The sequence below is a fragment of the Geobacillus sp. 47C-IIb genome (genome assembly GCF_014679705.1).
GTDB classification, from domain to species: Bacteria; Bacillota; Bacilli; order Bacillales; family Anoxybacillaceae; genus Geobacillus; species Geobacillus thermodenitrificans.
In genome coordinates this window covers 608,140-623,048 of record NZ_CP061473.1, presented here as the reverse complement: position 1 = coordinate 623,048, position 14,909 = coordinate 608,140, and the positions used below count along the sequence as shown (strand labels likewise).

Sequence of the window (14,909 nt, the reverse complement as noted above, 5' to 3'; positions counted from 1 at the left end):
TTAGCTTTGAAGTGACCATTATATTTTCATTTAAAAACGGCAATTCTATAAAAGACTGACGAAAAATAGCTGTTTCGGACCAATCAACAGCTTCGCAACACGACATAAAACAGAGTTCACAAGATTTCCTGCTTTGAAAAGGGGATGGATTACGAAATCAACAGTCTTATAAATAAAACATGTGCACAGCGAGGAAGAGGGGGAACAGCATGCGTTTTTTTCAAAGAGGGAAAAAGGGCCGTCCGTCGCAGCCAGCGGTGACAAAGCCAAGCGGAACGCAAGACGCCCTAGCGGTCAACATGAATGATAATTTACAAAAAATACAGAATATTTATAGAGACTGCATCGATGTCATCTTCCGTTCTTTTAAAATCGGTGGGCATACAAGCGCCGTTTTAATTTATATCAACGGGCTCGCCAATATGGAAGAAATGAATGAAAATGTGCTTCGTCCGTTGATGGAGAAGAATTCAGACAGTAGGCAAGGCGCGTCGCCTACCGAACAGCTGAATGCGACGAGCCTTCTCGAGCAACAATTGACCGTTGCGAAAGTCAACAAGGTACAAACGATTGGCGAGTGCGTTCAGTATATCGCCGCTGGAAGTCCGGTGCTGTTGATTGATGGACAAAGCGAAGGATTCGCTTTAGGATTGTCCGAATGGGAAAAACGGCCGATTGAAGAGCCGATAGCCGAATCGGTGATCAGAGGCCCGCGTGAAGGATTTATTGAATCATTGGAAACGAACCTTTCCTTATTGCGACGCCGAATCCGCAGCCCGCTATTAAAAACGAAATCAGTCACCTTAGGCAAGTATATAAAAACACAAGTCGTAATTTGTTATATGGAAGGCATCACTCCTGAGGCATTTGTCACGGAAGCGGAAAAACGGCTTCAGCGCATTGAATTGGACGGCGTGCTTGAAAGCGGGTATATCGAAGAGCTGATTGAAGATCATCCGTACTCGCCGTTTCCGCAAGTATTAAACACGGAGCGGCCGGATGTGGCGATTGCCAATTTGCTTGAAGGGCGCATTGTCATCATGCAGGATGGCAGCCCGTTTGTGTTGGTGATGCCGGTTTCGTTTTATTCTTTGATCCAATCTAGCGAAGATTATTATCAGCGCGCGCTGATCAGCGCGCTCATTCGTTGGTTGCGGTATTTGTTTCTCTTGATTTCGCTCTTGTTGCCGTCCGCGTATATCGCCATTTTGACGTTTCACCAAGAAATGATCCCGACGACCCTTTTATTAACGGTGGCTGCTTCGCGGGAACGCATACCTTTCCCGGCGCTCGTTGAGGCGCTAATAATGGAAGTCGTATTTGAAGCGTTGCGTGAAGCCGGCGTGCGACTCCCAAAACAGACAGGGGCGGCGGTGAGTATCGTCGGGGCGCTCGTCATCGGCCAGGCAGCGGTTCAGGCCGGTCTTGTCTCCGCGCCGATGATTATGATTGTAGCGCTGACGGGTATCGCTTCGTTTACGATCCCGCGGTTTACGGCCGGGATTGCATTGAGAATGTTGCGCTTCCCGATGATGTTTTTAGCCGGGTCGCTTGGGCTGCTTGGGATTATGCTCGGACTGCTGTTGATTCTGATACATATGGCTTCCCTTCGCTCTCTTGGCGTTCCGTATTTGAATGCTCACGTCCCTAACATGGAGCATCAAGCAAAAGATGTCCTTACCCGCACTCCGTGGTGGAAGCTGAACGCTCGTCCACGCATAAATGAGCGGAGGAGGAATAACCGTCAAAGCTAAGGAGTGAAAGAGGATGGAAAATGAAAAAATCACGTCCGTGCAGATGATGATGTTGCTGTATCCGGCTATTACCGCTACTGCCATTCTCCTTGTCCCAGGGGTGACGGCTCAACATGCCCAGCAAGATATGTGGCTATCGCCGATTTGGGCTTCGCTTATCGGCTTTTTGACGGTGCACATCACCGTTCAGTTGTACCGGCTTTATCCAAAAAAAACACCGATTGAATATAGCGTGGATATCGCTGGTCCGTTTTTCGGCAAGTTCATCGGCTTGCTTTTGTTATTTTTTTATTTTCATGTCACCGCGATTATTATCCGCGAATACGGAGAGTTTGTCGTCGGTAACTTTTTGTTTCGCACGCCAATTGACTTTGTGATGGGAGCGATGGTGTTTGTTTGTGCTGTTGCCGTTCGCAGTGGGATTGCTGTGCTTGGGAGACTGGCACAAATTCTCGTGCCCGTTGTCATCTTGTTGTTAACTATCATTGTTATTTTGGTGTTTCCGGATATCGAGCTGGAAAATATGTTTCCGATGTTTGAAAACGGGCTTTTGCCGTCGATCATGGGCGCAGCAACCCCGCAAAGCTGGTTTAGCGAATGCTTTTTAATGGCATTTTTGCTTCCGCATGTCATCGATGAAAATCATGGACGGAGATGGGGAAACATCGCGGTTGTATCGATTATGTTGACATTATTTTTCACGAATTTGGCGACCCTCTTCGTGTTTGGAAACATTACTGCCAGCTTTGTATATCCGGTGATCAGTGTCGCCCGGTATATTAGCATCGCTGATTTTTTGGAGCATGTCGAGGTGGTCGTCATGGCGCTTTGGGTCGTCGGTGTATTTTTGAAAATTTCGGTCTTTTATTATGCTCTTGTGACTGGCTTAGCCCGGTGGTTGAACTTATCCCAATACGAGCCGCTCGTCTTTTCTGTCGGGTTGCTTTTATGTTTGCTTTCTAACTGGTCGGCAAATGATTTAGTGGAGCTGACCCATTTTCTAGGGACAACCGGCTCGTTTTACTTGTCATTTGTGCAAACCGTCATTCCGTTGTTTCTCCTGTTAGTGGCGAAATGGCGAAATCGGGCTGCGTCCCCGCAGCCGGCTGTTTCACACCAAGAAAGAAAATAACGTCCACTGCTATTAAGCAAAAAAAGGGTGAACTGCCTTGGCGATCGGGAAAAAAGTGAGACGAGCACTTGTTTTTCTTCTAGTCAGCATCAATGTCGTCATACTCGGTGGCTGTTGGGACCGGGAGGAAATTAACGACATTGCGATCGTGCTCGGAATCGGCATTGATCGGGTGAAAAACGGAAACATTAGACTGACAGTAGAGATAGCCGTGCCGCGGGTGATCGGGAGTGGACAAATGGGGGGGACAGGCGGTGACAAAGAAGAAACAATCATTCGGTCAGGGACAGGCGTGACAATCGCTGACGCCATTGCCCAATTGCAGGAGCGGTTGCCCCGCCGCTTGTTTTGGGGGCATATGAAGATCGTCATATTCGGTGAACAGGCAGCGAAAGTGGGCATTCGTGAGCATCTCGACTTTTTGATTCGCCATCCACAAACCCGTACTCGCTGTAATGTGTTTGTCGGCAAAGGATCGGCGAAAAGTATGCTCGAACTCATTCCCCCGATTGAACAAAGTGCATCGGAAGTGCTAAGGGAAATGGCGGAATCAAGAACATTGATGCGGAAAACGGCGAAAGAAACGTTGCAAACGCTAAACAGCGAAGCAGAAACGGTGTTGCTGCCGATGGTGAAAGTGTTGCCACCTCCAAAAGGAAAGAAAGAAATAGAGACGATCCCCTTTATTTACAGTACGGCGGTTTTTAAGAAAGATCGAATGATCGGACAGATTGACGATTATATAACGCGCGGCGTGTTATGGATTCGCGACGAAATCAAACTGGCGCATGTGACGGCGAGGGTTCCAGGAGAAAGAGGAAATATTACATCGCGAATGATCCGCGCGCATACTGATATCACACCGAAGCATGAGAAAGGGAGATGGAAGATTATCGTCAATGTCACATCGGAACATGACATTATATTAAATGGAACAAAACTCGATTTATTAAGTGAAAGAAATATTCAGCGCATCGAAACAGAGCTGGAAAAAGATATAAAACGACGAATGAGAAGCGCCCTGGATCAGCTGCAGAAAGACATGAAAGTTGATGTGTTCGGTTTTGCTGACGCGATTCATAAAAAATATCCATCGCGTTGGCGCCATCTGAAAAAACGTTGGAACGATGTATTTCCTGATTTGCCTGTAGAATTGAACATAACGGTGAAAGTGCGCCGGCCGGGAATGAATTTCCCTCCGCAAGGTGTGCCAGAACAAGAGGTGAAAGAATGAAAGCATGGTTAGTCGTCGGGATGCTTATCATTGTCGGGCTGATTTGGTGGTACGAATGGTCTCGGCTTGAGCGGGAGTACAAAAAGGAGAAGGCAGCTGTCGCTATTTTGCTTTGCCTGGCTATGCTGTTGGGAGTCATATTAATGGTGAATCCAGATCTTCCCGGACCGACGCAAGCAGTGGATCGTTTGTTCCGTCCCTTCGGGAAAATGTTAGAAAAGTAAAAACGCTTAATTTGTACGGAACAAACATGGAACGACAAGGAAGTGGAAGGCAATTGCAAAAGGGGAAAATTCCGTCCGTACATGATGTTGCTGCTGTATCCAGCATTATTGCTACAGCCATCCTGCTTGTCCTAGGGGGGGACGGTTCAACACACCAGGCAAGATATGTGGATGTCGCCGTTTTGGACTTCGCTCATCGGATTTTTGACAGTGCATCTGTCTGTTCAGTTGCACTGTCTTTATCCGAAAAAAATGCCGATTGAATATAGTGCAGACATTTTAGGAAAGTGTTCGGAAAACTAGTCGGATTGCTTTTTTGTTTTATTTTCATATTACCGGAATTACTATCCGTGAATATGGGGAGTTTATTGTCGGTCATTTTTTGGTTCGTGCGCCAATGAGTTTCGTGATGGGAACGATGGGGGATGTGCTGTCGTCGCCCGCAGCGGAATTCACGTGCTCGGGCGGCTGGCGCAAATTCTTGTACCTGTCGTCATGATTTTACTGATGCTCATCGCGATTTTGCTGCTCCCGGATATCGATCCGAAAAATATGTTGTCGATGTTTGAAAACAGGCTTTTGCCGTCGATCATGGGCACAGCAGCCCCGCAAAAGCTTTTAATGGCGTTTTTGCTTCCGCATGTCATTGACGAGGATCGCGGGCAAAAGTGGGGAAACATCACGGTTATTTTAATTATGCTTACCTTATTTGTCGCCAACGTAATGACTCTTTTTGTGCTCGGAAATATTACGGGTGATTTTGTGTATCCGGTGATGAATGCTGTCCACTACATTAGTATCGCGGATCTTTTTAGAGCACGTCGAGGTGATTGTCATGAGGTTTGGGGTGGGGATGAAAATTTCCATCTTTTATTATGTCCTTGCATTAGCAACAGCTCAGTGGCTAACTATCTCTCAGCATCAGCCGCTTGTTTTTTTGCTCAGGCTTACATTGTGGCTCTGTTCCATTTGGTCGGCGAATGATTTAATGGACATCGCACATTTTGTAGAAACAGCCGGCTCTTTTTAGTTAACGATCGTGCAAACGGTTATTCCGTTGTTTCTGCTGCTAGTCGCCAAATGGCGGAAACCGCGGACTTCTTCCTCATCAGTTGCTTCGCAAGAATAAGAACATTAGCACCAACCACAGTTTTGGCGATTCATCCAAAGCCGGCCGCCTCGAAAAGCGGCCAACCTTTTTAGGATCTGTTCCGTTCGCGTGCCTCTTCCGGCGTATCGAGCCGGCTTGCCCCTTTATAGGAAAGCGACTGATCACGGTCTGACTCAACTTGCCGCGACTGTTTCAACTTTTTCTCCTGCCGATCTTTTCCCACCAAATCCCGCTCCTTTCTATGTGATGATCATTTGTTACTATGACCGGGCGATGGTTTTTCTATGCATGTTTAACAATGGAAAACAGTCATTCATCTCTATATGCCGGTCTTGCCGGTTAGAAGAGGATAAAAAATGGCATAATGAACATAATAAGGGGTGGAAAAAATGGAAGGGATGTATTTTTATCTCTTTTTTTGGTCGGTATGGCTTGTGGCAACGTTTTTTATGAAAAAGACCGCCGTCCGCACGAAACTGGCGGTGTTTGCGCTTTTCATGATCAGTTCGGCCTCGTTGACGGTGGAAGTTGGCTCTATTCATGTGGCGTTGTCCTTTTTTGTGCTTTTTTTCTTTTCCTGTTACACAGCGGTCGAGCGGCGGCCGTGCCACCCGCTGTTGATGGCGTTATCGGCGTCCGGATTGGCGTTTGCTTACACCGCCTTCCGTTTGCTTGCCTTGTTTGACCCAGTTTGGATTTGGTTCGATGGCCAGTGGATGCTCGCTTGGTGGCTCGCCCTCGTCAGCTGCCTGTTCCACCGTGGTCTTGTCGACCGCCTTCTTTGTTTGGCGCTCGGTGGTTGCCAAGGGGAAGCGGTGTACGCTGCGGCCATTCACCGGATGGGGCCTGACTACGTGCTCGGTTCGTTTTCTTTTTTAGATGTGACAGCGATTAGCGCGTCATGTTTGCTCGCTTGGGAAATGATTCGCTTCCTTTCACTTCAGCTTGAGGAAAAACGGTCTGTAGGGGGGACGAGACAGCCGTGAACGAATATACATTTCCAATTTTATACGGTGTGGCTGTTGGGGTATTAACGCGTCTTTATTTATTGCGCACTGATTACCGCCAATACCCGACATACTTGCACGGCCGGACGATCCATATCGCGTTAGGAGCCATCGCAGCCGGCTTGGGTACGATTGCTGTGCCGGCGATTATGGAAAAAGAATTTGCGGCCATCACGTTTTTGGCGTTGGCGGCTTCGCAGTTTCGCGACGTACGCAATATGGAGCGCAATACGTTAAACGAGCTGGATCAGTATGAACTAGTGCCGCGCGGAAAAACATACATTGAAGGTATTGCGATTGTTTTTGAAGGGCGGAACTATTTAGTTATTTTCGTCTCTTTTTTCTCCACGCTCTTTTATTTAATGTGGAATGTTTGGGCTGCGCTCGTGGTCAGCGTCATCGGCATAATGGTGGCGCGGCGGTTTATGAGCGGAAGCCGGTTGAAAGATATCGCCGATGTGAAATATGTCAAGCCTCATTTTGAAGGAGCAGGGCTTTATGTCGACAATATTTACATTATGAATATCGGGTTGCCGGCGCGAAGGGAAGAGATTTTGCGTTACGGGATGGGCTTTATTTTGACGCCGAAAAACTTCAACGCCCGAACAACGATCGCCAACCTTGGGCAGCGGCAAGCGATTTTGCACGATGTATCGACGGCGCTTGGCATTTACCGTGACTCGGGAACACCGGCGCTCGTGCCGCTTGCCAAACGCGATTTAAACGACGGTCGCGTCGGCGTTTTCATTTTGCCGCAAGTGAAGGATGTCGAAAAGGCGAAAGCGGTCATTGAAAATGTTCCGGTGCTTGAGAGCGCCATCCGCATGCCGGCGAAACGGCGGTGGAAACGGAGAGGAGGCGGCAGTGATGACGCATGAAAAAATGATTTTGGCCATTATTACGACCAATGCTGAAAACGTGGCCGGTGGTGCCCCGATTTTCGTTTGCCGCACAAAAGAGGAAATGGAACAGATCGCTACCAATTTAGAGGCGATTTTAGACGGCATCGCCCATGAACTAAGTGACGGATTGTTTGTGATTGTCAAGCATTAAAGCGGTTGTTGGACGTTTCGCTTTTTGATAAAATAAAGCAGTTGTAGCATGTCTTGGTTCATCACCAAAAGATATCCTTGATGGGTAAAACTGCACATGTTCATGTAACCTAAATGGACAAAACATGTAAAAAAAGAGGAGGCAGCTCCCCATAACTTTGGCAGTAAAAGAAATGGAGCGTCAGTACGCTTAACGGTGGTGAACCGATGCCCTAGGAGCAGGGCGTTTTTTTTCAAGAGCAAAACGATGTAAAAATGAGGATAAAGGGTGGTAGCATGGCAAATCCAGTCGTGGCCATTGTCGGCCGTCCGAATGTGGGGAAATCAACCATTTTCAACCGCATCGTCGGAGAACGCATTTCCATCGTTGAGGATGTACCGGGGGTGACGCGCGACCGCATTTACAGCAGCGCCGAATGGTTGAACCATTCATTTTATTTAATTGACACGGGAGGCATTGACATCGGTGATGAGCCGCTGCTTGTGCAAATTCGTCAGCAGGCAGAAATCGCCATCGATGAGGCGGACGTCATCATCTTTATGACGAACGGCCGTGACGGTGTGACAGCCGCTGATGAAGAAGTGGCGAAACTGCTGCGCCGGTCGAATAAGCCAGTCGTGCTCGCCGTGAATAAAATCGATAACCCGGAGATGCGTGATTTGATTTACGATTTTTACGCTCTTGGTTTTGGCGAGCCGTACCCCATTTCTGGGGCGCACGGAACGGGACTTGGCGATTTGCTTGACGCCGTTGCTCGCCATTTTCCGAAAGATCACGGCCAAGAATATGAGGAAGACGTGATTAAGTTTTGCCTCATCGGCCGGCCAAACGTCGGTAAATCGTCGCTGGTTAACGCCATTTTAGGGGAAGAACGAGTGATTGTCAGCGACATCGCCGGCACGACGAGGGACGCTGTGGACACCTCGTTTGTCCGCGAAGGTCAGAAATATGTTATTATCGATACAGCAGGAATGCGCAAACGAGGAAAAATTTACGAAAGCACGGAGAAATACAGTGTGTTGCGCGCGCTAAGAGCCATTGAGCGCTCGGATGTCGTGCTCGTTGTCCTGAACGCAGAGGAAGGGATTATTGAACAGGATAAAAAAATCGCCGGGTATGCACATGAGGCAGGGCGTGGCGTCATTCTCGTCGTCAATAAATGGGATGCCGTCGAAAAAGACGATAAAACAATGGTGGAATTTGAGCGGAAAATTCGCGATCATTTTCCATTTTTGGACTATGCACCGATTTTATTTGTGTCGGCGAAGACAAAACAGCGGCTTCATAAGCTGTTGCCGCTCGTGCAACTCGTAAGTGACAACCACGCGATGCGCGTTCAAACGAACGTGCTCAATGAAGTCATTATGGATGCGGTGGCGATGAACCCGACGCCGACGCATAACGGTCGGCGCCTAAAAATTTATTATATGACGCAAGTCGCCGTCAAACCGCCGACGTTCGTCGCTTTTGTCAATGATCCGGAACTCATGCACTTTTCATACGAACGATTTTTGGAAAATCGCATCCGCGACGCGTTCGGCTTCGAAGGTACACCGATCAAAATCATTGCCCGCCCGCGGAAATAAGAAAAGCGGCGGCGCCGAGACCAGCTCTCGAAGTCAAACATTCTCCGGCCACAGGGGGGCTTGCACCCCGAGGGGGAGGTTATTTGGTGGAAGAGAGCTAGGCGCCAAAGCTAGACAGAAAGAAAAGCGTGAGCGATTTGTCGCGGCGGGCACATGTTCTTCGCCGGAAGAGACTGGCCATCCAAAGGCGAAGGTGATTTGACCTCGAGCAGCGTTTTTCAGGAAAGTGACAATCGGGCAAAGGAAGTGGGAAGCGATGGAGAACATTACCGTATTGGGGGCAGGAAGTTGGGGGACGGCGTTGGCGCTCGTTTTAGCTGACAATGGGCACCGCGTTCGGCTTTGGAGCCATCGGGCTGAACAAGTGAGGGAGATCAATGAACAGCGGACAAACGAAAAATATTTGCCAGGCGTCCGCCTGCCGGAGGTTATTATCGGTTATGACGACCTTGGCGCCGCGCTTGATGGCGTTTCCATTGTTGTGCTAGCCGTGCCGACGAAAGCGATCCGCGAGGTACTCCAGAGAGCGCGCATGTGTTTGGCTGCGCCGATCACGATCGTTGCCGTCAGTAAAGGAATCGAGCCGGGGACGCATAAGCGCGTGTCGGAAATTGTCACCGAAGAAATCAGTGAATGGCTAGAGGACGTCGTCGTCCTTTCCGGGCCGAGTCATGCTGAGGAAGTGGTGCTCCGCCATCCGACGACGGTGGCAGTGTCATCGCCGAACATGGAAGCGGCACAGTGTATTCAAGATGTATTTATGAATCACCACTATTTCCGCGTTTATACGAACCCTGACTTAGTCGGTGTCGAAGTCGGCGGGGCGCTGAAAAACATTATTGCATTAGCCGCCGGCATCAGCGATGGGCTTGGCTATGGAGATAACGCAAAGGCGGCTCTGATTACGCGGGGATTGGCTGAGATAGCCCGTCTTGGCTGCGCCCTCGGCGCTAACCCGTTGACGTTTGCCGGACTGGCTGGGGTCGGCGATTTGATCGTCACGTGCACAAGTGTTCATTCCCGCAACTGGAGAGCCGGCCATATGCTTGGCCAAGGAAAAAAGCTTGATGATGTGCTTGAAAGCATGGGGATGGTTGTTGAGGGAGTGCGGACGACAAAAGCCGCCTATGAGTTGGCAAAAGAGCTCGGTGTGAAAATGCCGATTACCGAAGTGCTCTATGAAGTGCTGTTTGACGGAAAAAATCCGAAAGAAGCGGTCGATTCACTCATGGCGCGCGGAAAAAAGCAGGAAATGAACGATTTAATGAACATTTTTGCCGAACAGTAACACCGAAAATAGGCGGATGGTGATACAAGTCGTCTCTGTTTTGCATACAATATGACGAACCATCATCGGCTCGAGCTTCCGGAAGGGTATAAGGCGATGCTGAAGTAAAGAAAGCCCCGCTTTACTTCAGCTTTTTTTATGGCGATGCTATAATAGTAGTTGTCGAAAAAGGAGGAACGCCCATGTCACCAGCTTTGGCAAAAATGTGGATCGCCATCACCTCGATGGTATTTATGTTTATTTCAGTCGGCTTCATTTATTTGAGCCGCTATAAGATCAAGATCAAATGGTTAAGCTTTCTTTTGTCGTTTATTGCCTATATTCTGTTAGTGTTAGCTGGCATCATCATCTTTTTCGTTGTGTTCAGCGGACCGACGCCGCAATAGTCAAAGGATGGAGGAACTCATGAAACAGATTGCTCGCTTCCTTTTAGTCTGCCTGTTTATCGTGCCGCTTTCTGGGTGTTTATATCCGCAAGAGCGGCTAAAACAAAACCAAATCCCTTACAAAGACCAAGTGGCGGCCGTCCAATCGGCGGTTAATGAGTACCGGAAGGCGACCGGCGGACTGTTGCCGATTAAAACGCGCGATATGAAAACGCCGGTTTACTTAAAGTACCCAATTGATTTCCAAAAACTCGTTCCGCGCTATATGCAGGAACCGCCAGGAAACGCCTATGAAAGTGGAGGCGTCTTTCAATATGTCATTATTGATGCGGAAACGAACCCAACGGTCAAGCTCCTCGATTTACGCTTAGCTGAGCGCATCCGCGATCTGAAGCTGCGGCTGAAGATGTATACGGATGAGCACCGTTATCCGCCGTTTAAAGATGTTGTCGCGCCAGGTGTGTTTACACTCGATTACAAGAAACTCGGCTACAAAGAGCCGCCATACGCGGTCAGTCCGTTTTCCGGCAACAACTTGTCGTTTGTCATTGACGGCAGGGGGGAAATTTACATTGATTACCGTTCTGACCTGTATAACGCCTTGAAAAAATATCCGCACCATTATAAGCCGGGAGATGACATCCGTGCTCTGTTGACGGATCACTCTCTCTTTGTACCGGCGTACTCCCTTCCGTATACGATCGATGCCAAAACGAACGAGCCGATTTTTTTCACGAAATGAGTCATCATCCCTTCTCTAGGAAAATACATTCTAGAGAAGGGATTTTTTCATCGCTTTTTAGTCATAACCGAATAGGACAACATCATATGCATATAGTGTCCTATCATACTAGTTGATTTCGTTGTTTCTAATAACGACCGAAGGACTGGAGGGGAGTCATTTGGAAAAGGTCGATATTTTTAAAGATATCGCCGAGAGGACTGGCGGCGACATTTATTTAGGCGTTGTCGGCGCTGTCCGTACCGGAAAATCGACATTTATTAAACGGTTTATGGAGCTTGTTGTCATTCCAAACATTAAAAACGAAGCCGATAAAGCGCGCGCCCAAGACGAACTGCCGCAAAGCGCCGCCGGCAAAACGATTATGACGACGGAACCGAAATTCGTGCCAAACCAAGCGGTGACGGTGAAAGTCGATGACGGGCTTGAAGTCAACATTCGCCTTGTCGACTGCGTCGGCTATGCCGTGCCTGGCGCGAAAGGGTATGAAGATGAAAACGGCCCGCGGATGATCCACACCCCTTGGTATGAAGAGCCGATTCCGTTTCAAGAGGCGGCAGAAATCGGGACAAGGAAAGTCATTCAAGAACATTCGACGATCGGGGTTGTCATTACGACGGATGGCTCGATCGGGGAAATTCCACGTCAAGACTACGTAGAAGCTGAGGAGCGGGTCATTGGCGAACTGAAAGAAGTCGGCAAGCCGTTTATTATGGTCGTCAACACCGTTCGGCCGCATCATCCGGAAACCGAAGCGCTCCGCCGCGAGCTTGCTGAAAAGTACGACATCCCGGTGCTCGCTATGAGCGTGGAAAGCATGCGCGAGACCGATGTATATAACGTGCTTCGTGAGGCATTATATGAATTTCCGGTGCTCGAAGTGAACGTCAACTTGCCGAGTTGGGTGATGGTGCTTCGTGAGGACCATTGGTTGCGTGAAAGCTATCAGGAAGCGGTACGCGACACGGTGAAAGACATTAAGCGGCTGCGCGATGTTGATCGGGTTGTTCAGCAGTTTGCTGAGTACGATTTCATTGAAAAGGCACGGCTTGCCGGCATCGAAATGGGGCAAGGGATCGCCGAAATTGACTTGTATGCGCCGGATGAGCTGTACGACCAAATTTTAAAAGAAATCGTCGGCGTTGAAATTCGCGGCAAAGATCACTTGCTCCAGCTTATGCAAGACTTCGCCCATGCAAAAGCAGAGTACGATCAAATCGCTGACGCATTGAAAATGGTCAAACAAACAGGATACGGCATCGCTTCGCCTGCTTTGTCTGACATGAGCCTTGACGAACCGGAAATCATCCGCCAAGGATCGCGCTTTGGCGTTCGCTTAAAAGCGGTTGCTCCGTCCATCCATATGATTAAAGTCGATGTCGAATCGGAATTCGCGCCGATTATCGGTACGGAAAAACAAAGCGAAGAGCTCGTTCGTTATTTAATGCAAGATTTTGAAGACGATCCGCTGTCGATTTGGAACTCCGATATTTTCGGCCGATCGCTCAGCTCGATCGTCCGCGAAGGCATCCAAGCGAAACTTGCGCTCATGCCAGAAAACGCCCGCTACAAGCTGAAAGAAACGCTCGAACGCATCATCAACGAAGGCTCCGGCGGCCTCATCGCCATTATTTTATAGAAAAACGAAGACCGCGCGCTCAGCTCCCAATCCGGGAGCTCTTTTTTTTCGCCATTAATCTTTCATAGGAGAAAAAAATCGCTGAAACCCTTGAGAAATCAGGATTGGCACTTGATTATGCGCATGGCGTTATGGTAATCTTTTATCTGAAATCATTGTTTTGGTGAAATATGCCTAAAATTGGCCGCTTTGGCGAAAAAGATGTTGAATTATCGCGATAAATTGGTTAAGATTAGGCATGTCACCGCATCTTGGCGGAACGAAGGCAGTTCCGTCGCTCCTTCCGCCTCATCTTGAGGAGGCGGGTGGCGCCTGAACTGTCAAGGGGACGCCTCGATCGGCGGCGGGTGCGGGCGCATTTTCTGTCAGTCGTTCTGAATGAAAACAGAATCATTGGCTACGCGGGTGCAGCGCTTATTCTTGCGTGCGCCAACCTTTTCGCCGCCAAATCTGTTAATGTCTATGTATAGAAAAGCAGAAAAGTGTGCACAAATGGTAGTAAACAAGATGAGCTCCCTTGGGAGGAGGTGAATGGCATGAACAAGACGGAATTGATCAACGCAGTAGCTGAAACAAGCGGTCTTTCCAAAAAAGATGCAACAAAAGCCGTTGATGCGGTATTTGACTCGATTACAGAAGCGTTGCGAAAAGGCGATAAAGTGCAATTAATCGGCTTTGGGAACTTTGAAGTGCGCGAGCGCGCTGCCCGGAAAGGACGCAACCCGCAAACGGGTGAAGAAATGGAAATTCCGGCAAGCAAAGTTCCTGCATTCAAACCAGGCAAAGCATTAAAAGATGCTGTAAAATAAGCCTACATAGCCGAAGCAGGAGCTTAGGAGGGAAGGGCAGGTGATCAACTGCCCTTCTTTTTTGTTTTTTTTCGCTCCCTATGCTAGAATCGGATTACATGCAGCTTTTATGACGCAGGAGGATGTTGTTTGTATGTCAGAGATCAATTATGAACAAATTGAATATGCGGTCCGCCTCATCTTGGAAGCGATCGGCGAAGATCCGAACCGTGAAGGGCTTATTGATACACCAAAACGGGTGGCAAAAATGTATGCTGAGGTGTTCGCCGGGCTTCGGGAAGACCCGAAGCAGCATTTTCAAACCGTATTCAGCGAGGAACATGAGGAGCTCGTGCTTGTTAAAGACATTCCGTTTTATTCGATGTGCGAACACCATTTAGTGCCGTTTTTCGGCGTCGCTCATGTCGCTTATATTCCGCGCGAAGGAAAAGTGACCGGGTTGAGCAAACTTGCCCGGGCTGTCGAAGCGGTGGCGCGCCGTCCGCAGTTGCAAGAGCGCATCACGGCGACAGTGGCCGATTCAATCGTCGAAGCGCTCGAGCCGCACGGAGTCATGGTTGTCGTTGAGGCGGAGCATATGTGTATGACGATGCGCGGCGTAAAGAAACCGGGGGCGAAAACAGTCACAACGGCGGTGCGTGGTGTGTTTGAAACAGACGCCAACGCTCGGTCCGAAGTGCTTTCGTTAATTAAAGCGTAAGGAGGGCAAATGATGTATACGAACAGCGATTTTGTCGTCATTAAAGCGCTCGAAGACGGAGTGAACGTCATTGGGCTGACGCGCGGCGCGGATACGAGGTTTCATCATTCGGAAAAACTCGATAAAGGTGAAGTGCTGATCGCCCAGTTTACAGAACATACGTCAGCCATTAAAGTGAGAGGTAAGGCGTATATTCAAACGCGCCATGGCGCAATCGAATCGGAAGGGAAAAAGTAACCGCGCA

General features: G+C 48.8%; 17 protein-coding genes. 16 read left to right on the top strand and 1 reads right to left on the bottom strand.

Going from position 1 to position 14,909, the window contains the following annotated elements; all coding sequences use genetic code 11:
- Positions 1-209 precede the first annotated feature (209 nt).
- The 5 genes from IC804_RS03085 (at position 210) to IC804_RS03065 (ending at position 5,328) form a co-directional block, all read left to right on the top strand.
- Entirely contained in the window at positions 210-1,754 is a 1,545-nt protein-coding gene (locus IC804_RS03085; protein WP_051358517.1) for a spore germination protein, read from the top strand.
- 13 nt (positions 1,755-1,767) lie between these two features.
- Positions 1,768-2,886: a GerAB/ArcD/ProY family transporter gene (locus IC804_RS03080; RefSeq protein WP_081157168.1), complete on the top strand. Its 1,119-nt coding sequence runs from the start codon at positions 1,768-1,770 to the stop codon at positions 2,884-2,886.
- A 37-nt stretch (positions 2,887-2,923) separates the two neighbouring features.
- The gene (locus IC804_RS03075; RefSeq protein WP_216367089.1) at positions 2,924-4,120 is read left to right on the top strand and encodes a Ger(x)C family spore germination protein; all 1,197 of its coding nucleotides are present in this window, start codon (positions 2,924-2,926) and stop codon (positions 4,118-4,120) included.
- Positions 4,117-4,344 (top strand): hypothetical protein, encoded by a 228-nt coding sequence (locus tag IC804_RS03070; protein ID WP_029760979.1) that lies wholly within the window; start codon positions 4,117-4,119, stop codon positions 4,342-4,344. The genes IC804_RS03075 and IC804_RS03070 overlap by 4 nt, the downstream gene beginning before the upstream one ends.
- 456 nt (positions 4,345-4,800) lie before the next feature.
- Positions 4,801-5,328, top strand: coding sequence for a hypothetical protein (locus IC804_RS03065; RefSeq protein ID WP_051358516.1), 528 nt, complete (start codon positions 4,801-4,803; stop codon positions 5,326-5,328).
- A 215-nt stretch (positions 5,329-5,543) separates the two neighbouring features.
- Here the strand turns inward: IC804_RS03065 and IC804_RS03060 are convergent, their stop codons facing one another.
- Entirely contained in the window at positions 5,544-5,678 is a 135-nt protein-coding gene (locus tag IC804_RS03060) for a YpzI family protein (protein ID WP_008879632.1), read from the bottom strand.
- 166 nt (positions 5,679-5,844) lie between these two features.
- Between IC804_RS03060 and IC804_RS03055 the strand changes: the two genes are divergently transcribed.
- From IC804_RS03055 to mtrB, 11 genes are all read left to right on the top strand, one after another.
- The gene (locus tag IC804_RS03055) at positions 5,845-6,441 is read left to right on the top strand and encodes a YphA family membrane protein (protein ID WP_029760978.1); all 597 of its coding nucleotides are present in this window, start codon (positions 5,845-5,847) and stop codon (positions 6,439-6,441) included.
- Positions 6,438-7,340 (top strand): YIEGIA family protein, encoded by a 903-nt coding sequence (locus IC804_RS03050; RefSeq protein WP_008879630.1) that lies wholly within the window; start codon positions 6,438-6,440, stop codon positions 7,338-7,340. Before IC804_RS03055 ends, IC804_RS03050 begins: the two co-directional genes overlap by 4 nt.
- Positions 7,330-7,515, top strand: coding sequence for a capping complex subunit for YIEGIA (locus tag IC804_RS03045; RefSeq protein ID WP_008879629.1), 186 nt, complete (start codon positions 7,330-7,332; stop codon positions 7,513-7,515). The genes IC804_RS03050 and IC804_RS03045 overlap by 11 nt, the downstream gene beginning before the upstream one ends.
- A 275-nt stretch (positions 7,516-7,790) precedes the next feature.
- On the top strand, positions 7,791-9,101 hold the full coding sequence (gene der / locus IC804_RS03040) for a ribosome biogenesis GTPase Der (RefSeq protein WP_008879628.1): 1,311 nt from the start codon (positions 7,791-7,793) through the stop codon (positions 9,099-9,101).
- A 256-nt stretch (positions 9,102-9,357) separates the two neighbouring features.
- Positions 9,358-10,389 (top strand): NAD(P)H-dependent glycerol-3-phosphate dehydrogenase, encoded by a 1,032-nt coding sequence (locus IC804_RS03035; protein ID WP_008879627.1) that lies wholly within the window; start codon positions 9,358-9,360, stop codon positions 10,387-10,389.
- 182 nt (positions 10,390-10,571) lie between these two features.
- Positions 10,572-10,775 (top strand): DUF2768 domain-containing protein, encoded by a 204-nt coding sequence (locus IC804_RS03030; protein ID WP_008879626.1) that lies wholly within the window; start codon positions 10,572-10,574, stop codon positions 10,773-10,775.
- A 19-nt stretch (positions 10,776-10,794) separates the two neighbouring features.
- Positions 10,795-11,517, top strand: coding sequence for a hypothetical protein (locus IC804_RS03025; protein ID WP_008879625.1), 723 nt, complete (start codon positions 10,795-10,797; stop codon positions 11,515-11,517).
- Positions 11,518-11,677: 160 nt separating this feature from the next.
- Positions 11,678-13,156 carry a stage IV sporulation protein A gene (gene spoIVA, locus IC804_RS03020; RefSeq protein WP_008879624.1) on the top strand — a complete coding sequence of 493 codons (1,479 nt, stop codon included), beginning with the start codon at positions 11,678-11,680 and terminating at the stop codon, positions 13,154-13,156.
- A gap of 536 nt (positions 13,157-13,692) precedes the next feature.
- Entirely contained in the window at positions 13,693-13,965 is a 273-nt protein-coding gene (locus IC804_RS03015; RefSeq protein WP_008879623.1) for an HU family DNA-binding protein, read from the top strand.
- 133 nt (positions 13,966-14,098) lie between these two features.
- Entirely contained in the window at positions 14,099-14,665 is a 567-nt protein-coding gene (gene folE, locus IC804_RS03010; protein WP_029760976.1) for a GTP cyclohydrolase I FolE, read from the top strand.
- 12 nt (positions 14,666-14,677) lie between these two features.
- Positions 14,678-14,902, top strand: a complete 225-nt coding sequence (gene mtrB, locus IC804_RS03005) for a trp RNA-binding attenuation protein MtrB (protein WP_008879621.1) — start codon at positions 14,678-14,680, stop codon at positions 14,900-14,902.
- Positions 14,903-14,909 lie beyond the last annotated feature (7 nt).